Raw genomic sequence first — 23,859 nt, 5'->3', positions numbered from 1 at the left:
TTAATCAAATCATAGTTCTTGCCGTCTGGAAAGATAGTTTGTAAAGTTTCCTAACTAATGTGATTGTGACGTCGTGCGGTCCATCGGTAGCCCGTGCGACGAGGGGAATGTTCGTGGATCAGAAGCTGTTGGCGGGCGTGGACATAGGCGGCACCAAAACGCACATCATAGGGCGCCGCGGCGACACCTTGTTGTTCGACAAGACGGTTGTCACCGACGAGTGGCGGATCCGCCAGATGGAGGCCGATGCGGCGAAACTGGCGGCCATCATTGCGGACCTGTGCGGCGGATCATCGCCGGCTGCCATGGCCGTCGGCGCGCATGGTTGCGATACCGACGAGCAATGCCGGCGTTTCCAGGCGCTGCTGTCAGCCAACCTCAAAACGAGGGTGCAGGTGGTCAACGACGCCGAACTGATGGTGCCCGCCGCCGGCTATGATGACGGCATCGGGGTGGTGGCCGGAACCGGTTCGATCGCGGTCGCGCGCACAGCCGAGGGCAAGATGCTTGCCGCTGGCGGCTGGGGCTGGATCCTGGGTGACGAAGGCAGCGCCGCCGCACTGGTGCGCGAAGCGGCCAAGGCGATCCGCCGCGCGCTCGACCGTGGCCAGGAGGGCGATCCGCTGATCACCGTGCTGATGCGCGAGATCGGAACCGACGACCAGACCAAGCTCGGTATATTGCTCAACGAGACGAGGGGTGCCGCGGCCTGGGGCCGCTACGCCAACGCCGTCTTCGATGCGGCAACTGCCGGCTCGCCGCTCGCTTCCCGCGTCATCAAGGAAGGCGGGGAGGGACTTGCCGCGCTCGTCCAGTTGCTGATCGAACGCGGCGCCAATGCCGCGCTTGTCGTTGCCGGCGGCGGCGTCATTGCCGAGCAGCCGATGCTGATGGATGCTTTCGTCGAGGCCATGGCGTCGGTGTCGCCGATAAGCCACGTGGTCCTGCTGCGCGAGCCGCCGGTGATCGGCGCGGTGGCGCTGGCTGAACGCCTTGTCGCGGGCCAAACAGCTTCCCGCAGCAGAGCATAGCAGTCATGGAGCATCGAAAATGAAGCGTATCGGCTACCGAACGGCGGTGTCCCGCCAAGCTGAAAGCCTTGAGACCGGAAGGCAGGCCGTGGCCAAGGCACTCGACACGCTCGACCTCTCGGGCTTCACCGCGGGAGCCATCGGCTTTGCCGGTATCGGCGCCAGCTATCAGGCGGCGCTCGCCGGTGCCTTCTATCTGCGCCAGTCCGGCAGGCGGGGGTTCGCTTTCGTGCCGACCGAGCTCTATGGCCGGATAGATGCGTCCGCGGAGGCCTTTGTCGCTCTGTCGGCCTCCGGCCAGAGCCGTGAAATCGCCGATGTGATGCTACAGGCGAAAGCCTATCCTCGCCTTGCCATCTGCCGTGGCGGCGACAATCCGCTGGCCGGTATAACTGGCGCGGTGATCGCCATGGAATCGGGCGCCGACAATGGCGCGAGTTCGACCGGCTATACCGGCACTTTGCTCGCGCTCGGCATGCTGGTCGACAGGATCACCGGCGGCTCCTTCGACTGGGCGCAATTGCCGGGGGCAGTCGAGCGACTGCTGGCCGATGGCTGGGAAAGTGCCGGCCGGGCAGCGAGGCTGCTGGCCGGCCGTGCCTCCATCGACATCGTCGGCGCCGGTATAGGTTTTGCGAACGCGGGCGAGGCGGCGATGCTGATCCGCGAGGCAGTTCGGGTTCCTGCCTCCGGCTGGGATACGCTGAACTATCTGCACGGCCCGATGGAATCGCAGGACGCGGCCACAGGCCTTGTCGCCTTCGGCGACGGCCGCGAGGTCAAGATCGCGCAGGATGTCGCGGCCTTCGGCTGCCCCTCGGTCCTGACTACGCGCAGGATGGACATCGCTGCTGCCGACAGGCTGGCTGTCATCTCCATTCCGGCGCTGGGCAATGCGATGGCGGACGGCATCCTGGAAATCATCGCGCTGCAGATGATCGTCGGCGACATGCAGGATGCGGCCGGCCTCACCGATATCACCTTCCGCTACCGGCAGACGGACACCAAGCTGAAACCCTGGTCGCCGACTGAGCTTTGATCCCGTCGCCGCCGCTGTTCTTGCCGGGAATTCGCGGAAACCGCTCAAACCCTTCACAATGACGGCTGTCGTGTTTGATTCGCGATATACGCTACGGCAGGTCCGGCCCGAGCGCCAAGAGGAATTAGAGGCGGGATAAACGTCGCAGATGGCTCCAGCCGACATCCCCAGCTTGACGGAAAGCGCCCGCGCCGTGCTGCGCCTGCTGGCCTCGCAAGGGCCGGTGACGCGGCCGAAGCTCGGCTCGATGCTGGAACTCTCCAAGCCGACCATGTCGGCCGCCGTTTCAGAACTCAGCGCGCTCGGCCTCGTTGCGTCGCGCGGGACGGAACGCGGCGCCGTCGGGCGGACCGCCACCGTCTATGGCATTGGCCCCGGTGCCGGCTATGTGATCGGCATCGATGTCGGCGCCGCACAAGTGCGCGCCGTCGCCTATTCGATGGATGCCCAGCCTTTGGCCACGGGGGAGGAGAGCATTGCGGACGGGGCGACCATCGATGAGATCGGCGCGGTCGTTCTGTCGGTGGCCAAATCGATCCCCGCAAAGGTTGGCAAGACTTTCCGCACCTTGCGCAGCATAGCGGTCGCGGTGCCGCGCATCGTCTCGCACAGCCGCCTCGGCAATGGCCAGGGCAATAGTCCGGACGCCGTGCTGCACACGCTTCGACGAAAGATCGATGTGCCGATCATCCTGGAGAACAACGTCAACTGCGCGGCGATCGGCGAAATGCATTTCGGCGCGGCGCAAGGTCACCAGACCTTTGCCTTCCTGCAGGTCGGCGTGCGCGTCGGCCTTGGCCTCATCAATGAAGGCCGGCTTTATCGCGGCGCAGGCGGCGCTGCCGGCGAAGTCGGCCGCATGCCTTTTCCGTGGTCGGTCAGCGAAGTGCCTTATCGCGAAGGGTTGGAGCACTATCTCGGCTCGCGGGCGCTGATCGAACGCAGCCGGCAGACCTGGCCGGCGCAAGAAGGAGCCCCGCCTAACTCGGCCAAGGAATTGTTCGCGCTGGCGCTCGCAGGGTCGCGCCCGGCCGCCGAGGCAGTGTCGCGCCATGCCGCCGATATCGGCCGGCTCGCGGCCGGCTGTATCGGCATGTTCGATCCGGGCCTGATCGTGCTTGGTGGTGGCGTCGGGCGCAATACGCTGATGACGGCGGAGGTCGAACGGGTGGCCGGCGAATTGGTATGGCCGACGCAGATTGCGGTCAGCTCGCTGGAAGATGTCGGAACCGCGCTTGGCGCCATGAAGCTGGCGCTGGATTACAGCTTGGGGCTGATCCTGCGCGAGGATCGCCATCCGGCGGTAGTGCTGCCGCCGCTGTAGGGCGGCCACCTACCAGCGAACGCAAAAAGAGGCACGCGCTGGCGGGCGCCTGCCTCTTTCATTATCGGCATCGGCGATCAGGCCGCGGCGGCGACCTGATTGGCGTTGGCGGCAGCGATCGCATCGACCTTGGCGGTGGCCTGGGCCAGCGCGGCGGTGACCGCATCGGCACCCATGCCAACGCCCTCGACGCGGATGACTTCGACGTCGGTCATGCCGAGAAAGCCGAGCACGCTGCGCAGGTAAGGCACGGCATGGTCCATCTGCACCGCGGCGCCTTCAGAATAGATGCCGCCGGAAGCCAGCACGATATAGACCTTCTTGCCGCTGACGAGACCCTTCGGGCCGCCTTCGCCATAGGCAAAGCTCTTGCCCGAGCGGGCGACGTGATCGACCCAGGACTTCAACGTGGAAGAGATGTTGAAGTTGATGAAGCCGGTGGCGAGGATAACCGTGTCGGCGGCGAAGAGCTCGTCGAGCACGGCGTCGGAAACGCCGACGACTTCGGCCTGGCGAGGCGTACGGGCTTCGGCCGGCGTATAGATGCCGGTGGCGTAGTCAGGATCGATATGCGGCAGCGGATTGGCGACCAGATCGCGCACGACAAGCGTGCTGGTCGGATCGGCGGCAACCAGCTTCTGGGCAAGATCAGTGGCGACGCGGGTCGAGTGCGAAGCGGCGCCGCGCGGGCTGGAGGTAACGAGCAGAATAGACATGGCGGTGTCCCCTTGGGGTTGGATTGAAACTTTCCACACCGATATGGGATTGCTGCTCCATCAGGATAACTGGTATAATATGCATACAATCCATCAATAAAATGGATAGCCTAGCCATGCAGCCGAACCCGACATTGGATCAGCTCCAGATCCTGGTGGCAGTAGCCGACACCGGCAGCTTCTCGGCCGCGGGGCGCAAGCTCAACCGGGCGCAGTCGGTGGTGAGCTACGGCATCGCCAATCTCGAAGCGCAGCTCGGCTTGAAACTGTTCGAGCGCGAAGGCGTGCGCGAGCCGCAGCTGACCGATGTCGGCAAGGCGATGCTGGAGGACGCGCGGCGCATGATCGGCGTCCTGCAGCGCATCCGCTCGCGCGCCGACGGTTACCAACAAGGGCTGGAAGCGGAAGTGGCAATATCGGTCGACGTGGCGCTGCCTTCACCGGCGCTGGTGCGCGTGCTCAAGGCCTTCGAGGTTCAGTTCCCTGCGGTCATGTTGCGCCTTTACATCGGCTCCCTCGGCCTGATCGTCGACCAGGTCGTCAATGGCCAATCTGACCTTGGCTTTGGCGGCCTGCAAGGCGACGCCGACGTCAATCTGCTGCGCATCGGCTTCACCTCGATGGTGCCGGCGGCGGCGCCCGACCATCCGCTGGCGAAGCTGCCCAGACCCGTCGCCATCGAGGATTTGCGCGAGCATATCCAGCTCGTCGTCACCGACCAATCGGAGCGGACACGCGGGCGCGACTATGGCGTGTTTGCCTATCGGACGTGGCGGCTGACGGATGTGCGCACCAAGCATGCCTTGATGCGCGAAGGTCTCGGCTGGGGCGGCCTGCCGCGCTGGCTGATCGCCGACGACCTTGCCAGCGGCCGGTTGGTCGAACTCGATCTCGAGCCCTATCGCGAGGTACGCTCGCCGCTCTATGCCATGCACCGCGTCGACCGCAGCCCCAAGCCGGCGGCAACTTGGCTCATCGACGAGTTCAAGCGGCAGCTCGGCTGCTTCAACGAGATGGAGCCGGGCGTGTGGACGGAGGAAGGGCCGGAGACAAGCCGTCCATGAGCGCGATCAGCACTGCGCGGTAATCCGCGCCGGACGCGCCCGCCTCGATAGCCAAAGCCGCCCGATCGAAGGCGGCCGCCAGCAGGGCGGTCAGCGCCTCAAGAGGCAATCTGGTCATCGCTTGCGCGCGCATCGCAGCCGCCAAACCTTCGCGCAGCGAGCGGTTGCCGTGGCGGTTGTCGATCTCGTCCATGGCGGCGCGCCCGAGCACGGCCGGCCCGTCGAGCAGCAGAAGCCGCGTGCGGCCGGGCGCGCGCATCGCCTTGAGATAGGCATCTGATCCGGCGATCAGCGCATCGCGCGCGGATAGCGAGGGCGGGGATGCATGGTCGATCTCCGCCGCCACGGACGCGGCCTCCTGCTCGACGACCGCCGCGAACAGCGCCTGCTTGTCGGCGAAGTGATGGTAGAGCGCGCCGCGCGTCACGCCGGCCTCGGCGACGATCTCCGGCGTGCCGGTCTCGGCATAGGATTTTTCCGTAAACAGCTTTCGCGCCGCGCGGATCAGATCGGCGCGCGTCGCCTCGGTGCGGTCGCGGTTGGAGCGGCGCCCGGACTCTTGTTGCATACATGCAGCCTGTATGTTATTTGAACTTACATACAAACTGTATGTTGGATGCGAGGAGAAGGAAAGATGAAGACGACCAGCTATTATCCGGTGCTGATGACGGGCGATGTCATCGGGACGGCGGCCTTTTACGTCGAGCATTTCCGCTTCACCCCGCTCTTCGAGAGCGACTGGTATGTGCACCTGCAGTCGGTCGAGGACCGGCGCGTCAACCTTGGCATCGTCCAGGGCGACCATGAGACGATCCCGCAAGAGGGACGGGGGCGCGCGTCCGGCCTGCTGATCAATTTCGAGGTCCGGGATCCCGACGCCGTCTATGAGCGCGTCGTCGCCGCAGGCCTGCCGATCCTGCGCAGCTTGCGCGACGAGCCCTTCGGCCAGCGCCACTTCATCACCAGGGACCCCAACGGCGTGCTGATCGACGTGATCAAGCCGATCCCGCCAAGCGAGGAGTTCCTGGCGCATTACGCCGAGGGCGCGGCCGGGGGCTAGGCCGCCCGACGGCTCTCAGTTCGTCCGCGCCACCGGCATCACCGTCACCTGGCTGACGCCGGTGCGGCGCACGACGGTGCAAAGCGTCTCGCGGCCGATGCGCTCGGCGTCGAGCATGCGCACGAGGTCGTCGACGCCGGTGACCGGCCGGCCGTCTATTGCCGCGATGATGTCGCCTTCCTTCAGGCCGGCATTGGCCGCCGGGCCGTTCTTCTCGACGCCGCGCAGGCGCACCGCCGTGTTCGTGGTCACTTGCGACAAGAGTGCCGCCCGGCGCGGCAGATTGGTCGTGTCGGCGGAAACGCCGATGAAGGCGCGGCGCACACGGCCGAAGCGGATGATTTCCGAGATGACGAAATTGGCGGTGTTGGAGGCGACCGCGAAGGCGATGCCCTGCGCGCCGTGGATCATGGCGGTGTTGACGCCGATCACCTCGCCCGCCGACGACACCAGCGGTCCGCCCGAATTGCCGGGATTGAGCGCGGCATCCGTCTGGATGACGTCGTCGATCAGCCGCCCGGTCGAGGCGCGCATCGAGCGGCCGAGCGCCGAGACGACGCCGGCGGTGACTGTCCATTCGAAACCGAGCGGATTGCCGATGGCGATGGCGATCTGGCCGCGGCGCAGGCGTTTGGAATCGCCCAGCGGCGCGACGTCGGCGAAACTGCCGTCGGCGCGCACCAGCGCGATGTCGGTGTCTGGATCGCGGCCAAGCACGCGACCTTCGCGCGAAGCGCCGTCCGGCATGGTGACACGCACGGCGCGCGCATCGCCGACGACATGGAAGTTGGTGACGACGAGACCGTCCTGCGCGATGACGAAGCCCGAACCGTGACCGCCGGCGCCGATGCGCTCGATGCGGCACACGGCCGGACCGATGCGGTCGACGGCATTGGCGATGGATACCGAGTAAGCGTCGAGCAAAGTGTCATCGGATGGAAGTTTTTCGGCTGCGAAAGCCATGGGCGTGTTCCCTCGTACAATGATGACTATATGTGCGGAGCGGCCGCAATTGCCGCGACCTGACCAGATGGCCAGTCGGGCCGGTGACTAGCCGTCAGGCGAGTACACGCGGCTGCGCTACCGAGCGATATCTGGGTCACCGAACCCAGGAGACAGTCTTATGAGCGACTTCAACCTCAGTGCCTTTTCCGACGCGATCGCCGACGTCGCGGCCACCGCTGCCCCCGCGGTGGCGAGTTTCGTCACGCACCATCACCGCACCGCGAGCGCCTTCCACTGGCGCGACGGTTTCTTCGTCACCGCCGAGGAAGCGGTCGAAGCCGGCGAGGAGATCGAATTGACGCTGGCTTCCGGCGAGGCCGTCAAGGCCGAGCTTGTCGGACGCGATCCTTCGACGGGCGTTGCCCTGCTGAAGCCGGCTTCCGGTGCTGCCGGTCTCCCGCAGTTGGCCCAGGCCTCTGCCGTGCGCCCAGGCAATCTGGCGATCGCCGCGGGCAGCAGCGAGGGAACCGCGCTTGCCGTGTTCGGCACGGTCGGAGAGGTCGGGCCGGCCTGGCGCTCGATGCGCGGCGGCACGATCGACCGGCGCATCAACCTCGCCATCAACACCGGCGGGCGCTTCGAGGGCGGGCCGGTGCTCGACGCCAAGGGCGGCGTGATCGGCATGCTCTTGTTCGGACCGCGCCGGCGCGCGCTGGTCATGCCGTACGAGACCATCGAGCGCGCGGTCGCGACACTGCGCGAGAAGGGCCATGTCGCGCGCGGCTATCTCGGCGCCGGGCTGCATCCAATCCGCAATGGCGACACCAAAGGCGCCATGGTGATGAGCCTCGACGATAAAGGCCCGGCCAAGGCCGCCGGCCTGCATGTCGGCGACATCGTGGTCGCCTGGAACGGCGAGGCCGTGCATGGACCGCGCGAGCTGATCCGCAAGCTCGGACCGGACAGCGCGGGCACCACCGTCACTCTAGGCGTTTCGAGCGGCGGCGCCGAGCGCGACGTGTCGATCACCATCGGCGAGAAACCGCTGAGCTGAGAGGATCGATGGCCAGCAGCGCGGCACAAACGATTACGAGACCGGAGCCGGCAACCCACCGGCTGACGGTGCTTGTTGCGCTTGCCGATGCCCAGCGCGCCGAGCAGCTTGCCGATGCGCTGGCCGCGAGCGACGATCTGGCGCCGGCATTGGCTGGGAGTGGCGTCGGCCAAATGGCGGATGTCGCCGTCGCCGATGAGGCCGGCCTGGAAAGCCGGGTCGTCAGTTCGGCGACGCCCATCGTCCTGCTTTCGCGGCGTGCGGGCAGCGAGCGGGGGGCGGCGGACAATGTGCTGGCCGTGCTGCCTGTCTCCGCAGATGGCCTGCTGATCGCCGCCGCTGCGCGATTGGCGGCGTCAGGCTACCGCGTCGGCAAGGCGCCGCCGTCGGAGGTCGCGCATGGCGATTTCCACGACGACGAGCTTGCCGGGGAAGAGACGCCTGACGACAACCAGCCTCGCCCGGCCTTGTCGCCGCGCGAGGCTGAAGTGCTGGCGCTGCTGGCCGAAGGCGCGCCGAACAAGATCATCGCCCGGCGGCTCAACATTTCCGTCCACACGGCGAAGTTCCACGTCGCCGCCATCCTGATCAAGCTCGGCGCCGCCAACCGGACAGACGCGATTGCCATCGCCATGCGGCAGGGGCTGGTGCTGGTCTAGGTGTCACTTGAGATTCAGGTGAGGCCAGCCTGCGAATGGCGGCTTCCTGCGCTTCCGGTGCTCACGTACTTCAAGTACGCTCCGCTCCGGTTCTCGGAACCCACCATTCTCGACTCGGCCTGACCTGAATCTCAAGTGACCCGCTCCGCGCCACGGTGGTTTCCTACGCTACGCAGCGTAACCGCTTCGCCTCCTTTCGGCTCTTGCGCCGTGCCCATCAGCCGCGCAAGTTGCCTTCCGAATTGATGAGGGAGGCGAAGGATGTCGCTCAACGGAAAGACGCTGTTCATCTCGGGCGGATCGCGCGGCATCGGGCTGGCGATCGCGCTGCGCGCGGCGCGCGACGGCGCCAACGTGACGATCGCAGCCAAAACCGCCGAGCCGCATCCGAAACTGCCGGGCACGATCTATAGCGCGGCGCAAGAAATCGAACAGGCCGGCGGCAAGGCGCTGCCGGTGCTTTGCGACATTCGCGACGAAGCGCAGGTCGCCGAGGCGGTGGCCAGGACCGTGGAGCGGTTCGGCGGCATCGACATCTGCGTCAACAATGCCAGCGCCATCCAGCTTACCGGCACACTGGAGACCGACATGAAGCGCTACGATCTGATGCACCAGATCAATACGCGCGGCACCTTCCTGGTCTCCAAAATGTGCATTCCCCACCTCAAGTTGGCAGAGAATCCTCACATCCTGAATCTGGCGCCGCCGCTCGACATGAAGGCCAAGTGGTTCAAGAACCACGTCGCCTACACGATGGCCAAGTTCGGCATGTCGATGTGCACGCTTGGCATGAGCGCGGAGTTCGCCGGAGCCGGCATCGCCGTCAATTCGCTGTGGCCGATCTCGACCATCGATACGGCCGCCGTGCGCAATCTGCTTGGCGGCGCGACGGTGGCGGCGATGAGCCGCTCGCCCGACATCATGGCCGATGCGGCGCATGCGATCTTCCTGCGCCCGTCGCGCGAGGCGACCGGCAATTTCTACATCGACGAAGAGGTTCTGCGCGCCGAAGGCGTCACGGACTTTTCGGTCTACGCACCGGGCGCGGCCGATCAGCTCGCGGGCGACTTTTTTGTCCCCGACGAGGTGTTCGCGAACGCGCAGACGAAAGTCAGAAGGATCTACTGACGGAGCGCTCGCCTCGATCCATCGCGGCCTTCTTGCCCTTGGCCAACGCCATGACCCGGTCGATATAGGCCAGCATCAGCGCCGAAACGACGAAGGCGAGATGGATGATGGTCAGCCACATCAGCTGGTCGGTCGTGTAGGACACGGAATTCAGGAACACCTGCAAAAGGTGGATGGAGGAGATGGCGACGATGGTCGAGGCGACCTTGACCTTCAGCGAGCCGACATCGATCGTGCCCAGCCAATGGACCTCGCCGTCCTGCTCGTCGAAGCGGCTGACGAAGTTCTCGTAACCCGAGATGATCACCATCACCACCAGCGAGGCGACAAGCGCGGCGTCGATCAAGCCCAACATCTTCAGGATCGTGTCGGTGTCGCCGATCGTGAAGGCGCTCATCACGAACTCATAAAGCTTCTTGCCGAAAGAAAGCGCGTAGATCGCCAGCGCCACGCCGAGCCCCAGATAGAAGACCACCAGCAGCCAGCGCGAGGCCAGGATGACGGATTCGATGGCGAGTTCGAGACGCTTCATGAAGGCTTCCGTTCAAATTGCGATAGAGGGTATTTCGGCCAGACAGGGCCGGTTTTCAAGACAAAAACCCCGCCGGGGAGGGGACCCGACGGGGCTCAGTGTGTCCCGCTGGAGTCGGGACAGGGCAGGGAACGCCCTGCACAGAATCTGGGTGTCGCAATGCGGCGATTCAATGAGCAGTCGCTAATCGGCAGGACAAATCTTCTTGAGCCGGCAAGAAGAAAGGCCCGTCCGGACGGGACGGGCCTTCATCTTGCGCGCTGATTCCGAAAATCCGGACAGGATCTTGAAATCACACGCTCATTGCTGGTCGCTGTTGCTCGCCACCGGCGCCACCAGCGAGGTGATGCGGCGGATAGCGACACGCCGGTTCTCGCGGTTCGGGCCGGGCGTGTTCACCTTGAGATACTCCTCGCCATAACCCTGCGTGGTGAGGTTCTCGGCCGGAATGCCGAAGGCGTTGGTGAGCGCCTCGGCGACCGCCTCGGCGCGACGGTCCGACAGAGCGAGGTTCGCGTCCGGCGTGCCGACGGCGTCGGTGTGGCCTTCGATCAGGAAGGTCTCGGCCGGGTTCTTCTTCAGAAGCTTTTCCATGGCGGTGGCCACGCCTTCGAGCTTCTGCACCTCGGTGTCGGAGATGGTGGCCGAGCCGAAGTCGAAGTTCAGCGTGTCGAGGTCGATACGCCGGGCGATGTCGCGCACGCGGGCCGAGCGCTTGACCTCGTCGATCGAGTAGAGACGCTGCACCCTTTCCACAGGTGGCTGCTCGAGGAAGGTATAATATTCGTCCGGATCCTCGACTTCCTCCGAATCCAGGATGTAGTCCCGGCGCGGAATGTCGAGCCGCATCGGTGGCAGGTCGTCGCCGGGATCGCGCCACTCGTCGACGTCGTTATAGTAGCGCTCGTCGACATAGCTCAGCACGTATTCGCGGCCATCCGATGTAACGCGAGATCGCCGGATGACGTCGCCATTACGGTTGCGGATGGTGATGATCCTGACGCCGTTGTCGCGCTCCACGATTTCGCGGGTGCGGCCGCCCGAAAGATCCTCGTAGTAAACATCCCTGGCGCCGCGGGTGATGCGAGGAGCTTCGTTGCTTTCCACGAATGTCTGGTTGTTGAACTGAAGGATCACCCGGTCGCCGAACTGCTTCACCACGTCGGCACCCTGCGGCCGGCGGCGCTCACGGACAACCTGCTCGGGCGTAAGCTCGATCCGCTTGCCTTTCTCCTGGTCCACTGGGACGATCTTCTCGGGCTTGATCGCCTGCTGCGCCGACTTGTCGTCGGTGGGCGGCGGTCCCTGATCGACCGGAGCCGGCCTCTGCGCCTGCTCGCCACCCTGCCGCTGTCCGGCCTGATTGGTCTTCTGGCCATTGCCGGCCTGACCGTTGTCGTTCTGAGCACCACCGTTCTGGCCGTTATCGTTGCGACCCCGGTGCTTGCGCACGGCATCTTTCTGGCTGTCCAGGACAGGTGCCTCGTTCGGATTGGCGGTTTCGCCCTGCGCGGCGTTGCCGCCATTGGCAGGCTGGTTGTTGTTCGCCGGCTGTTCGCCGGTCCCGGGTTGCTGCTCGCCGGTGGCGGGCTGGCGGCCAGCCTTTGTCTGCTCGCCGTTGGCAGGTTGCTCACCGGTAGCGGGCTGTCCACCGTTTGCCGGCTGTTCGGCAGCCGGTTTCTTGCCGCGCTTCTTCTTGTCCTGGGTCTGTTCGCCCTGGACCGGCTGCTCGCCGTTTTGCAGTGGCTCGGCCTGTGGCACGGGTTCGCCCGCCGGAGCGGCCTCGTTCTGCTGGTTCTGCCGGTGCTTCTTGCGCCCCTGGTTGCCGCCTTGCTGGTTGTCGTTGGCGGGAGCGGTCTGTTCGGTGGGCGCCACCTGCTCGCCGGTCTGACCGGCCGGCTCGCTCTGCTGCTGATCGTGCTTGCGCTTCTTGCGACCCTGGTTGCCTTGCTGCTGGTCGTTCTGCTGCTGGTTACCGGCGGCAGGTGCGACCTGTTGCGCGGGCTGCTGGTCGGCCGGCGCTGCTTCGATCTGCTGCTGATTGCGCTTCTTCTTGCGCGGCTGCTGCTCGTCGGTCGCGGGCTGGCCGCCCTGGTCGGCGGGCGCCGCCTCGATCTGCTGCTGTTGATCGCGCTTCTTGCGCGGCTTGATCGGCTGCTCGTCGGTCGCGGGCTGGCCGCCCTGATCGGCGGGCGCCGCTTCGATCTGCTGCTGTTGGTCGCGCTTCTTGCGCGGCTTGAATTGCTGCTCGGCCGGGGCAGCTTCCCCGGATTGGCCATTGTCCGTCTGCTGCTGCTCGTGCCGTTTCTTGCGCGGCTGTTGCTCGGACTCGGCGGGTGCGGCTTGTTCAGCCGGCGCCGATTCGCTTTGCTGCTGCTGTTCGCGCTTCCTTTTCCGCGGCTGTTCCCCCTGTTGGCCGCCGCCGGCCTGGGCGCATTCCTCGGCCGACTGGCCTTCGGCGCAGGCGGCCTGCGCGAGAATGAGTGGCGCGCCGTGCAGGCTGCCAGAAGCGACACCCCCCTGCAGCGGGTACGCGCCCAACGGCGCGGATGCCATAAGCAGGCCGATTGCCGTGCCCGCCAGAATCCGTGGTTGGCGTTTCATATCAATTTTCTCCTAGTGGGGTCCCATCCCTGCCCAAACTTTCATCATCCGCAATTGGTTCCGTCAGGCATTGGCACCAGCCAAGGACGCCCAACCGGCCTTTTAAAGGCAATTTCATGTTTTTCTAATGTTGATACGGGGTCAGCGTCACAGCAACGCTTGACCGGAAGGCCGCGGAGGGCCAAATCCACCAAAATGACCGCGCCGTTCTGGAAAACCAAGACGCTTGAAGCGATGACCCCGGCCGAATGGGAATCGCTTTGCGACGGCTGCGGCAAATGCTGCCTGTCGAAGCTCGAGGACGAGGATACCGGCGAGATATTCTGGACAAGCGTCGGCTGCAGGTTGTTCGACGCGCAGAACTGCCGTTGCTCCGACTATGCCAACCGCCTGGCGCGGGTGCCCGACTGCGTCGGCCTGACGCCGCAGAATGTGCGCACCATCACCTGGCTGCCAAAAACCTGCGCCTACCGGCTTATCGCCGAGGGCCATGATCTCTACTGGTGGCACAGGCTTGTTTCGGGAAGCGCCGCGACCGTGCACGATGCCGGGATCTCAATCCAGGGCCGTGTGAAGGCCAAGGAAACCGATCTGGCCGAGCCAGACGACTACTTCGATTATATACTGGATGACGAACCGTAACCGGTTCGCAACGCATATTGATGACGAACGCTGAAGGGTCCGCGTTTAAGGACGAACCGTCGTGGGGTTCGCGTTTAAGCACCGCGAGCGGGGAACCCTGGCGGGTTCGCGCTACATGAACCGGACATGAATGGTCGGTTCGCAGAAAATTCAGACACAAAAAGGCATTTTCCAATCATCGGTTCTACGGGCGAAAGCCCACAACAAGGAGAGAAGACGATGTTCAACACGATCAAGACGGCAGCCCTTTCGGCCCTTGTCGGGCTTGGCACTTTGGCCGCCATTCCGGCGCATGCGGACAGCCTCTATCTCGGTTTCGGGGACAGGCACGACCCGCGTTTCGGCATCTACACCGGCGACGATGACGGCTATCGCCGCGACTGGCGCCGTGACCGCGACCGCGACTGGCGCGGCTGCTCGCCGGACCGCGCCCTCGACAAGGCCGAGCGCATGGGCCTGCATCGCGCGCGCATCGTCGACATCAGCCGCCGTACCGTGAAGGTGGCCGGCCGCCAGTATGGCGACCGTGTCGTGGTGGTGTTCGCCAACGAGCGCGGCTGCCCGATCATCTATCGTTGAGACTGGAGCTAAAAGGACGATCCTCTGCGAAGATCGCCTGAAAGCATGATCCTTGCGAGGATCAGCTATCAGATATGATCTCCTGCGAAGATCAATCTCGAGTAGCGGAGCCCCTCAAATGAGGCGCGGCTCAAAAAGCCCCGGAGGATGATTCCTCCGGGGCCTTTGTTAACGGCATGCCCGCGACTAGGCCGGGCGTCACTTCAGCTCGAAGGTGACCGTGACCTGGACGTTGTAGGAATTCTCGCCCGCCTGCACCGGCACGGCCGAACGGGCCGCGTCGAACGACTTGGCCGCCATCGGCATCGGCACCGGCGCGACATTCTGGTCGGTGATCTCGAGCACCTTGCCCAAGCTGACGCCGGCCCCTTCGGCGAGCGTCTTTGCCTTGGCCATCGCGTCGGCGACGGCCTTCTTGCGCGCCTCGGTGATCGTCGCCTTCGGATCGTCATTGGTGAAGGTGATGCCGCCACCCTGGTTGACGCCGAGAGACACCGCCTTATCGAGAATCTCGCCCGTCTTGTCGACGTTGCGCACGCGCACCGACAGCGTGTTGGTCACCTGATAGGCGACGAGTTGGGCTTCCTGGCTGCCGTCGGCCTTGTTGGTGTAATTGTAGCGCGGGTTGATCTGGATGCCGGCGGTCTGCAGGTCGCGGTCGGCAATGCCTGCGGATTTCATCGCCGCGATCACCGCCGCCATGGCGTCGTTGTTGGCATCGAGCGCTTCGCGCGCGCTCTTGGCCTCGCGCATGACGCTGAGCGAAAGGATCGCCATGTCAGGCGCCACCGTCGCTTCGCCGTCACCGGACACGATGATGCGGGGCGGGGGCTGGGTGTCGGCGGCGCTTGCCAGCGCCGGGAACGCGACCGCGGCAGCGAGCGCGATGGGCAAAAGATGTCTGGTCATGAAAACTCCTCGAAGTCTGCTGTCCGCCGCCCGTGCCGCATCTCACTCGACCCCGCAAAGGCGCCGATTCCCTGCAGTGCGGTGCATGGCCTGGACCTGTTCACGCGCCTTATGGGCGCAAGCCGCTCTACGCAGCGAATATGGGCTGATTTTGACGGTTCCCGCCAGAGTTTTCGAAAGCCTTGTGCGGACGAACGAAAAACACTAAGCCAGCCCGCGTGGGGCCTGTAGCTCAATGGTTAGAGCCGGCGGCTCATAACCGCTTGGTTGGGGGTTCGAGTCCCTCCGGGCCCACCATTGTCGTTATTTATCAATGATTTGGCGTCTATTTCTTCTTTCGGTTAGCCGAGTTCCTTTGGCGAACCTCCGCGCATCGCCTTGATTTTATTGACTTGCGGTGGGCTGCTGGGAGTTCGAAGAGGCGGCTAGCGGCTGGCCGACCGTGACCGTTCTCTGCCCATGAATCCCGCCTATGTCATACTGTCGATGGCGGCAACGCCGGAGTTCGGCCGCCGATCGAGCAAAAATCAGCCGTGGCGCCGAGAACTAGACGTTCACCGGCGAAGCCATCGTTGGTGTCGGGACGCTAAAGGCCGATGGCGGTCGGGCCGCAGATGCAGCGGCACTGGGAAACCAGTTTCCGGCTATGTCGCCGCCGGCCTGCGTGCCTCCAATTCCGTCGACTCTCTATCGAGTTCCCGCCCACAGCTGGTGGGGTACGCGCAAGCACCATTGCAGACACACAGGCCGGAATGTAACCAACAGACGCCTGCGCCATCGCGCGGACGACTCGGCGCCGTTGGTATGAAGGTGGATGAGGGATAGATTGGCGCGAAATTGAACGCACATGGACGGATAGATTTCTCCACCGAAGACTGCAGGGCCCAGCTGGCGAATATTTTGAGCAGCGCGGACTTTCAGGCAACCGATCGCGAGCGTCGGTTCCTCAGCTATGTCGTGGACGAAACCTTGGCTGGGCGGAGCGATCGCATCAAGGCCTATTCAATAGCCGTAGAGGTGTTCGACCGGGACCCTTCGTTCGACCCGCAGACTGACCCGATCGTGCGCATTACGGCCAGCCACCTTCGCAGGTCGCTTGAACGGTATTACCTGACGGCTGGACTGGCCGATCCCATTCTCATCAGCCTTCCAAAGGGAGGATATGTTGCCGCGTTCTCATCGCGCGACACCGTAGCTGCCCCCGCAGAAGAACATACGCCCGCCATCATAAGCGAGCCCCCGCAGCCGCGGCGCCGACTGGGCAAGCCTCAACTCATCGCAGCGGTGGCCGTGCTGGTTGCTGCTGCCACGGCGCTCGTCTTGTGGTTCGGTTCTTCCCGGCTTTCTCCAAGCGAGCCGGAAACCCCACACTTGCTGGTTGAGTGGTTTGACGACATGAACGGGTCGAGCGCAACCACAGCTCTGGCCCGTGGGCTTACGCAGGAGGTCATAAGCCAGCTCTCCAAATTCAGTGACATCGTCGTGGTCCAGCCTCTCGGCCAAGTGGGATCCGACATACGGTACGCGCTCGCGGGAAGTGTGGATATGTCCGCCGGGAGCTTTCGGGTTCGAGTTCGCATGCTCAACCGTGGGGACGGATCGGTGCTCTGGGCGCACAGTTACGACGGCGCGACAACCGTGCCCGAACTTCTGAAGGTCCAGGCCGATATCGCCGCCGATGTCGCCACGAACCTGGCACAGCCATATGGCGCGCTGTTCGAGGCAGATGCCAAGCGCGCCGTTCCCGGTGCTCCCGACGATCAGGCTGCCTATTTCTGCACGCTTTCCTATTATTCGTATCGAGCCGGCTTCAATCCTGAGACCCGTCCCGCTGTCCGTTCCTGTCTCGAAAGGGCCGTGGAGCGATTTCCCGGATATGCAACCGCCTGGGCGCTTCTATCGCTGATCTACATTGATGAAGTCCGGTTCTACTATCCGTTCGAATCCCAGAAATCGGCACCGCTGATCGATCGCGCCCTTGCTGCGGCGGATCGCGCCGTGCAACTGGAGTCGACCAACGTCCGGGCCCTTCAGGCGCAGATGATTGCTCTCTATTTCAAGGGGGAAATTTACGCGGCCATCAGAGTGGGGCGCCGTGGCATGGCCATCAATCCGAACGACACTGTATTCGTAGGTGAGTACGGGTATCGGCTGGCGCTGTCCGGAAATTGGAAAGAAGGGTGCCCGTTGGTCGCGGAGGCACGAAATCGCAATCCGGGGCCGCTCGCCTATTACGAGGCGGGGTTGGCTCTCTGCGCTTATTTCAGTCACGACATCGAGCAGGCGGTCATGTGGATCAAAAAGGCGAATGTTCCCGACAATGCGCTCTATCATTCGATCGCCGCCGCGATCTTTGCCGAGGGAGGCTACACGGCGGACGCCGAGCGCGAGCGTTCGTGGCTCATGCTCCATGAGCCCGGACTGGTCGCAAATATTCGACAAGAGACGTTGTTCCGGTTCGGCAATTCCAATGATGCCGAAACGTTCCTCGGCTCCATCAAGAAGGCAGGCCTGATGCGGGACTGATGCCTCATGCGAGGCGCCGTTCCCGATGTTCGATACCGTAAGTTACGTTCCGTTGTGGCTGGGCTTCGCCATAGATAGCCTGGGGCGTAAAATACCGGTTTCCATGACTTTTCCGGTGACCATCGCGCCTAGATACGGTGCGAGGGGAACATGCGGCAGGATCGAACTGTACAATCTTGTTGCCCGCAAGCAGTTCGCGGCGGACGCATGACGAAATGGCAAGGACAAGCGGTCAGCTACGCCCCCCAGGCGGTCGGGTTCTTCGCATGCGCCACCCATGGAGTACTGGGCAGGCTGCCAGCGCTGGCACTGCTCACAGGGCTTGCCACGACAGCCGCTCCGGCAGCCAACCTCTACTGGGACGTCAACAACACATCGCTGAACCGCGGTGGCACGGGGATCTGGAATCTGACCGATTCGGTCTGGAGCGCCAGCAATGACGGTGTGAGCGGCCCTTATAATGCCTGGAACAACGGGGCGCTCGACGACGCCTTTTTTGGCGGCACGGCGGGCATCGTCACGCTCGGCGCACCGACCACCGTCCACAGCATGACGTTCGAGGTCAATGGCTATTCCGTCACCGGCGGTACGCTGACTCTCGGCGGAGTCGACCCCACGCTCACGGTCACGACCGGGGGCTCCACGATCGCATCGACGATTAACGGCACAGGCAGGGTGATCAAGGCCGGTGGCGGGACGCTGACGTTGTCCGGCAACAACAGCTTCAATGGCGGCCTCACCGTAAGCGCCGGCATCTTGTCTCTCACCGGCAACAACAGCTTCGGCAGCAGCCCCGTGGTCACCGGCGGCGCGCTCTCGCTGACCGGCATCAACAGCTTCATGGGCGAGATCAACGTCAACGGTACGTTAACCGCGAGCGGTGCCGCCGCCTTGGGCGATGTCGGCAACAACATCACCATCTCGGGCGGTTCGCTGAACATCGGCACGGTCGGCGGCAGCCTGACCGGGCGCACCGTCACGCTCAACGGGACGGGGAATGTCGGCATCTCCGGGGCCGGTATCGGCGGCGCCCATTTCACCGGCATCGGCGGTCTTTCCGTCAACCCAGGGGTGAACCTGACCGACGACACCAATAACTACACCGGTGCAACCAGCTTCGTTGGCGCTGGCAGCTCCACCTTCACCTCGATCGGCAACCTGGGCGAGGCGAGTTCGCTTGGGGCGCCCACCACGGTCGCGAACGGCACCATCAACGTATCGAATCCGAGCGGAACCGCCGGCACTCGCACTGCCACCTATGTCGGCGATGGCGATGTGTCGAACCGCAATTGGAGCTTGTACTCCAACGGCTATCGCGGCACGGGCCTCAGCAACAGCGGCACCGGCACCCTGACGCTGACCGGCTCTATCTCGGTGGGCAATAGCGGTCTCGCCCAAGTGCCTTCTTTCACTGCGGCGACCGCCGACCTGGAGCTGCTTGGCGTCATCAGCGGCGGTAGCGCCACCTTTATCGCGAATGCCGGGCAGGCCCTGACGCTTGGTGGTGCCAATACGTTCACCGGCAATTCTGGTGTATCAGGCGCGGGAATCGTGAAGGCAGGCACCATTGCGAATGCCGGCGTCGCCAGCTCGCTGGGAGCGGGGAGCACAACAGGCATAAGCGGCGGCACCCTGAGCTATACCGGGGTGGGCGCCAGCACCAACCGCAACTGGGTGCTCAGCGGCGGCGGCACGCTCGACAATGACAGCAGCGGCGCACTGGCGCTGAGCGGAACCATGAGCCTCAGCGGCACGGCTACGCTGGGCGGCAGTTTCGCCGGCGCCGACAATATGGTTTCGGGGGTGATTTCGGGCGCCGGCAACCTGCGCGGCGCCGGGACCGGCACCTGGGTTGTTTCGGGCGCGAACACATATACCGGTCAGACCATCGTCGACAGCGGAACGCTGCGCGCGGGATCGGCCACGGCCTTCGCCGGCTCCAAGACCTTCCAGGTCAACGGCGGCACGCTGGATCTCAATGGCTTCGACCAGACGCTGACCACCCTGACCGGCACCGGCGGCACGCTGAACCTCGGCAGTGCCCTGCTGACGCTGAACGCGGCGACCGGGACCAGCGCGACCTTCGCCGGCAGCATCGCCGGCAGCGGCGGGCTCACCAAACTAGGCAACAGCATCCAGACGCTGACCGGCGCCAGCACCTATACCGGCGACACGACAATCGGCGGAGGCACGCTGGCTCTCGACTTCAGCCCGGCCGGCGGCCCGACGAGCAATATCGTCGGCAGCGATTCCAGCCTGGTCATGACCGGCGGCACGCTGAACGTGACCGGCGCCGACAACGAGAACGACACGCAGACCTTCGATGGCCTGACGATCACCGCCGGCAACAACACGGTCAGTGCGGTTTCCGGCACCGGCGGCAGCATGACCGTCAACTTGGGCGCCATCACCCGCACCGGCGGGCTGATGAACTTCAACCTGCCGACCAGCGGCAACATCAGGACGACCAGCACCTCGCTCGGCGGCTGGGCGACGGTCAACGGCACCGACTATGCCAAGGTCGTCGGTGGCAACATCCTCGCATTCACCGACGCCGACTACACCGACAAGGACAACGCCGCCAACTGGCTGGACAATGAGTTCATCACCGATGTGGCCGGCTTTTCCGGTACGGTGACGGGGACCAAGCAGCTCGGCGGGCTGCGCTATACCCAGCCGGTTTCCACCACTGTGACGGTCAATGCCGGCGAGACGCTGGGCGTGGACGGCACAATCATTGTCGCGCCGACGGTGCTGGGCAACAACCAGTTGATCACCGGCGGCAAGATGACCGGCGCCAATGGCGGCGTGCTGGGGATCCAGCAGAACAGTACCGGCAACTTCACCATCGCCTCGCAGATCGTCGACAACGGTCCGGGCATGGGGTTCACCAAGGCCGGCACGGGACTCGTCACGCTCACCAACACCGCCAACAGCTACACCGGCGCCACCCGCGTCGTGCAGGGCACGCTGGCGGTGGCCAGCATCGGCAATGGCGGCGCGGCGAGCAGCATCGGTGCATCCTCGGCCGATTCGTCCAACCTTGTGCTGGAAGGCAGCACGCTGCGCTATACGGGAGCCGGCGACAGCAGCGACCGCGGTTTCACCTTCGGCAAATCAGGGGCCATCACGGGCGCCGGTGTCGAGGTCACCAACGCGAACGCCAATCTCATCTTTTCGGGCCTCGTCACCAGCACGGATGGCGCCGGCTTCCCCAAGAGCGGTGCGGGCACGCTGACGCTCGCCAACTCCAATAACGACTTTACCGGCGCCGTCGCCGTCACCGGCGGCCTCCTGGCCGTGAACACGCTGCCCAACGGCGGACAGCTCAGCCCGATCGGTCAGAGCAGCAGCGCTCCGGCCAATCTCACGCTGAGTGGCGGCGGTGGGTTGCGCTATACTGGCGTCACGACCGCCACCAATCGCGGCTTCACCTTGGGGACCGGCGGCGGCGTCGTCGATGTCAGCGCGGCCGGCACGACGCTGACGGTCGGTGGCCAGGTGGTGGGGGGCGGCGCCCTGACGAAGAACGGTGCGGGCACGCTGATCCTGACCGCGGCCAACACCTATACCGGCGGCAATACGGTCAATAGCGGCATCCTGCGTGCCGGCGCGGCAAACGTACTGGGCAACAGCGGGTCGATGACGCTTGCCAATACGGCGGGCGTATCGCTCGACCTCAACAATTTCAACAATGTTGTCGGCGCGCTCAATGGCGGCGGCGCCAATGGCGGCAATGTCACGCTGGGTTCGGCCACGCTGCAGATCAATGGCGGCAACGGCAGTTATTCGGGCTCGATCAGCGGCACCGGCGGCATCCTGCGCACCGGTGGCGGCACCCAGACCTTCAATGGCTGCAACAACAGCTATAGCGGAGCCACGAACCTCAACGGCGCGAACATCAGCACCGATTGCATTCGCAACGGCGGCGTGGCCAGCGGCATCGGCGCCTCGAGCAACGCTGCGACCAACCTGATCTTCAACAATGCCTCGCTTATCTATACCGGCGGCAGCGTCACGACCGACCGCGGCTTCCAACTCTCGGCGAATACCGGCGCCATCAATGTTTCCAATGCCGCCGCGACCCTGACCTTCACCGGCAATGTCATTGGGGCAGGCAGCTTGCGCAAGGACGGCCCGGGCACGCTGGTCCTGTCCGGCGCCAATACATCGACCGGCAACACCCAGATCTCGGGCGGCGTGCTGCGCGCGGGGACGACCAACGCCTTTGGTCCGCAGGGACATATGACCCTCGACAACACCGCCGGCGTTGCGCTCGACCTTGCGGGCTTCAACACGGTGGTAACATCCCTCATCGGCGGCGGAGCCACTGGCGGGAACATCAAGTTGGGCAATGCGACGCTGACGATCAACGGCGTCGACACCCGTTCCTACGCGGGCGCCATCAGCGGCACCGGCGGGCTCATCAAGAACGGCGCCAACATCCAGGCGCTCTCCGGCTGCAACAGCAGCTACAGCGGCAGCACCGTGATCAATGCCGGCACGCTCCAGGTCACCTGCCTGGCGAACGGAGGCGTCAACAGCTCGATCGGCGCCTCGTCGTCCAATCCGGCGAACCTGGTGATCGGCAACGGCGCTACCCTGCAATATGTCGGCGCGGCCGCCACGACAGACCGGCAGTTCACGCTGGGCGCGGGCGGCGCCACGCTCGATTCTTCCGGCACCGGCGCCATGCAGTTCACCTATGGCGGTCCGGTAACCCTCGCCGGCAATGCCCCACGCACCTTGACGTTGGCCGGTACCAATACCGGCACCAATATCCTGGCCGCCCGGCTGGACGACAATGTCGCCGGCGTCACTTCGCTCGCCAAGACCGGCACCGGCACCTGGCGCCTGACCAATCAGGCCAGCAGCTATACGGGCGCGACCACCATCGGCGGCGGCATATTGATCGTCGACAAACTGGCCGATGGCGGAATGGCCAGCAGCATCGGTGCATCTTCCAACGCAGCTGGCAACCTGGTGATCGGCAAGGATTCGACGTTGCGCTATGTCGGCACGGGCGATACCACCGACCGTCAATTCACGCTCGATACCGGCGTGACCTATATCCAGTCCTCGGGAACAGGAGCGCTCGTCTTCGCCAATACCGGGACGGTCAGCCTGACCGGCACCAACGCAACGCGCACGATTGCGCTAGGCGGCACCAACACCGGCCTTAACACGATGGGCGGTGCCATCGGCGACAACGGCACCGGCGCCACGACGCTCGCCAAGAACGACAGCGGCACCTGGGTCCTCACCGGCAACAATACCTATTCCGGCAACACCGTCATCAACGACGGCAATCTGATGATCGGCAATGGCGGCACCACCGGCAATGCCGGTGTGGGCAATGTCATCGTCAATTCGTCAACGTCCACCCTGTCCCTCAATCGCAGCGACACCTTCACCTTCAGCGGCACGCTGAGCGGGCCTGGCACCCTGGCGCAAATCGGTATGGGCACAGGCGTGCTGACATCGCCTAACAACGCCATTGGCGCGACCACCATCAATGCCGGCACATTGCAGGTGGATGGCGGCCTGCAAACGCCGACCATCGCCATGACGGGCAGTTCCACTTTGACCGTCGGAGGCACGGTCCAGGCCGCCGGCTCCACCCAAACCGCCATTACCGGGAATACCGGCAACAACACCGTCAATATCAAAACTGGCGGCATTTTCCGGGCGACGGGCGACCTTGGCGGTGGCAGCGATAACGTCAACCTGACCGGGACATTGAACACCGGAGTGGGAGCGCTGAACCTAGGCGCTGGCAACGACACGCTGACGCTTAACGACGGCGCCGTTCTCACCGGAACAGTCAACGCCGGCACCGGTGGCGAGACGGGCGCGGGCGACACGCTTCGGGTAATCAACACGGTGAATCGCACAGTCCAGGGCGCGGGCATCAGCGGGTTCGAGAGCCTGGACAAGCAGGGCACCGGAACGTTGACGTTTGTTGGTGACCACAGCTACAGCGCCGGCACGACGATTGCGGCCGGCACGCTACAGATCGGCAACGGCGCGGTCGCCGGCGCGCTGAC

At 64.5% G+C, this 23,859-nt stretch carries 18 protein-coding genes and 1 tRNA gene; 13 read left to right on the top strand and 6 right to left on the bottom strand.

Annotated features, from left to right (window positions below):
• Positions 1-113: 113 nt before the first annotated feature.
• The 3 genes from FJ417_RS01900 (at position 114) to FJ417_RS01890 (ending at position 3,394) form a co-directional block, all read left to right on the top strand.
• Positions 114-1,031 (top strand): BadF/BadG/BcrA/BcrD ATPase family protein, encoded by a 918-nt coding sequence (locus FJ417_RS01900; RefSeq protein WP_246687379.1) that lies wholly within the window; start codon positions 114-116, stop codon positions 1,029-1,031.
• 19 nt (positions 1,032-1,050) lie between these two features.
• Entirely contained in the window at positions 1,051-2,070 is a 1,020-nt protein-coding gene (locus FJ417_RS01895; RefSeq protein WP_140782278.1) for a sugar isomerase, read from the top strand.
• A gap of 148 nt (positions 2,071-2,218) precedes the next feature.
• A complete protein-coding gene (locus FJ417_RS01890; protein WP_140782277.1) occupies positions 2,219-3,394 on the top strand; it encodes an ROK family transcriptional regulator in 1,176 nt (391 codons plus the stop codon).
• 77 nt (positions 3,395-3,471) lie between these two features.
• Here the strand turns inward: FJ417_RS01890 and FJ417_RS01885 are convergent, their stop codons facing one another.
• Entirely contained in the window at positions 3,472-4,110 is a 639-nt protein-coding gene (locus tag FJ417_RS01885) for an FMN-dependent NADH-azoreductase (protein WP_140640646.1), read from the bottom strand.
• Between the two features lie 116 nt (positions 4,111-4,226).
• Here FJ417_RS01885 and FJ417_RS01880 point away from each other — a divergent pair, with 116 nt between their 5' ends.
• Entirely contained in the window at positions 4,227-5,174 is a 948-nt protein-coding gene (locus FJ417_RS01880; protein WP_140782276.1) for a LysR family transcriptional regulator, read from the top strand.
• On the opposite strand, the gene FJ417_RS01875 is transcribed toward FJ417_RS01880, so the two are convergent.
• Entirely contained in the window at positions 5,116-5,742 is a 627-nt protein-coding gene (locus tag FJ417_RS01875) for a TetR/AcrR family transcriptional regulator (protein WP_140782275.1), read from the bottom strand. The two genes, FJ417_RS01880 and FJ417_RS01875, sit on opposite strands and share 59 nt — an antisense overlap.
• A gap of 66 nt (positions 5,743-5,808) precedes the next feature.
• On the opposite strand from FJ417_RS01875, the gene FJ417_RS01870 reads away from it, so the two are divergent.
• Positions 5,809-6,234 carry a VOC family protein gene (locus tag FJ417_RS01870; RefSeq protein WP_140782274.1) on the top strand — a complete coding sequence of 142 codons (426 nt, stop codon included), beginning with the start codon at positions 5,809-5,811 and terminating at the stop codon, positions 6,232-6,234.
• A gap of 15 nt (positions 6,235-6,249) precedes the next feature.
• On the opposite strand, the gene FJ417_RS01865 is transcribed toward FJ417_RS01870, so the two are convergent.
• A complete protein-coding gene (locus FJ417_RS01865; protein ID WP_140782273.1) occupies positions 6,250-7,197 on the bottom strand; it encodes a trypsin-like peptidase domain-containing protein in 948 nt (315 codons plus the stop codon).
• Positions 7,198-7,357: 160 nt separating this feature from the next.
• Here FJ417_RS01865 and FJ417_RS01860 point away from each other — a divergent pair, with 160 nt between their 5' ends.
• The 3 genes from FJ417_RS01860 to FJ417_RS01850 all read left to right on the top strand — a co-directional run bounded on the left by FJ417_RS01860 (position 7,358) and on the right by FJ417_RS01850 (position 10,020).
• Entirely contained in the window at positions 7,358-8,233 is an 876-nt protein-coding gene (locus tag FJ417_RS01860; RefSeq protein WP_140782272.1) for a S1C family serine protease, read from the top strand.
• An 8-nt stretch (positions 8,234-8,241) separates the two neighbouring features.
• The gene (locus FJ417_RS01855; RefSeq protein WP_140782271.1) at positions 8,242-8,892 is read left to right on the top strand and encodes a helix-turn-helix transcriptional regulator; all 651 of its coding nucleotides are present in this window, start codon (positions 8,242-8,244) and stop codon (positions 8,890-8,892) included.
• Between the two features lie 261 nt (positions 8,893-9,153).
• Positions 9,154-10,020, top strand: coding sequence for an NAD(P)-dependent oxidoreductase (locus tag FJ417_RS01850; protein WP_140782270.1), 867 nt, complete (start codon positions 9,154-9,156; stop codon positions 10,018-10,020).
• On the opposite strand, the gene FJ417_RS01845 is transcribed toward FJ417_RS01850, so the two are convergent.
• Together FJ417_RS01845 and FJ417_RS01840 are read right to left on the bottom strand one after the other, a co-directional pair.
• A complete protein-coding gene (locus FJ417_RS01845) occupies positions 10,004-10,552 on the bottom strand; it encodes a TIGR00645 family protein (protein ID WP_140640631.1) in 549 nt (182 codons plus the stop codon). The two genes, FJ417_RS01850 and FJ417_RS01845, sit on opposite strands and share 17 nt — an antisense overlap.
• 300 nt (positions 10,553-10,852) lie before the next feature.
• The gene (locus tag FJ417_RS01840) at positions 10,853-12,427 is read right to left on the bottom strand and encodes an OmpA family protein (protein ID WP_348639916.1); all 1,575 of its coding nucleotides are present in this window, start codon (positions 12,425-12,427) and stop codon (positions 10,853-10,855) included.
• Positions 12,428-13,351: 924 nt separating this feature from the next.
• Between FJ417_RS01840 and FJ417_RS01835 the strand changes: the two genes are divergently transcribed.
• Both FJ417_RS01835 and FJ417_RS01830 read left to right on the top strand, forming a co-directional pair.
• On the top strand, positions 13,352-13,798 hold the full coding sequence (locus tag FJ417_RS01835) for a YcgN family cysteine cluster protein (protein WP_140640628.1): 447 nt from the start codon (positions 13,352-13,354) through the stop codon (positions 13,796-13,798).
• Positions 13,799-14,017: 219 nt separating this feature from the next.
• A complete protein-coding gene (locus FJ417_RS01830) occupies positions 14,018-14,377 on the top strand; it encodes a hypothetical protein (protein WP_140640626.1) in 360 nt (119 codons plus the stop codon).
• Between the two features lie 198 nt (positions 14,378-14,575).
• Here the strand turns inward: FJ417_RS01830 and FJ417_RS01825 are convergent, their stop codons facing one another.
• Positions 14,576-15,286 carry an SIMPL domain-containing protein gene (locus tag FJ417_RS01825; RefSeq protein ID WP_140782268.1) on the bottom strand — a complete coding sequence of 237 codons (711 nt, stop codon included), beginning with the start codon at positions 15,284-15,286 and terminating at the stop codon, positions 14,576-14,578.
• 221 nt (positions 15,287-15,507) lie between these two features.
• Here FJ417_RS01825 and FJ417_RS01820 point away from each other — a divergent pair.
• From FJ417_RS01820 to FJ417_RS01810, 3 genes are all read left to right on the top strand, one after another.
• Positions 15,508-15,583, top strand: a tRNA-Ile gene (locus FJ417_RS01820).
• Between the two features lie 603 nt (positions 15,584-16,186).
• Positions 16,187-17,812 carry a hypothetical protein gene (locus FJ417_RS01815; RefSeq protein WP_246687378.1) on the top strand — a complete coding sequence of 542 codons (1,626 nt, stop codon included), beginning with the start codon at positions 16,187-16,189 and terminating at the stop codon, positions 17,810-17,812.
• Between the two features lie 207 nt (positions 17,813-18,019).
• The coding region (locus tag FJ417_RS01810) for an autotransporter-associated beta strand repeat-containing protein (protein WP_181183135.1) at positions 18,020-23,859 on the top strand (5,840 nt) is incomplete at its 3' end.

Origin of the sequence: Mesorhizobium sp. B3-1-7 (assembly GCF_006439385.1) — a bacterium.
GTDB lineage: Bacteria > Pseudomonadota > Alphaproteobacteria > Rhizobiales > Rhizobiaceae > Mesorhizobium.
This window is presented reverse-complemented; position numbering and strand designations above follow the sequence as displayed.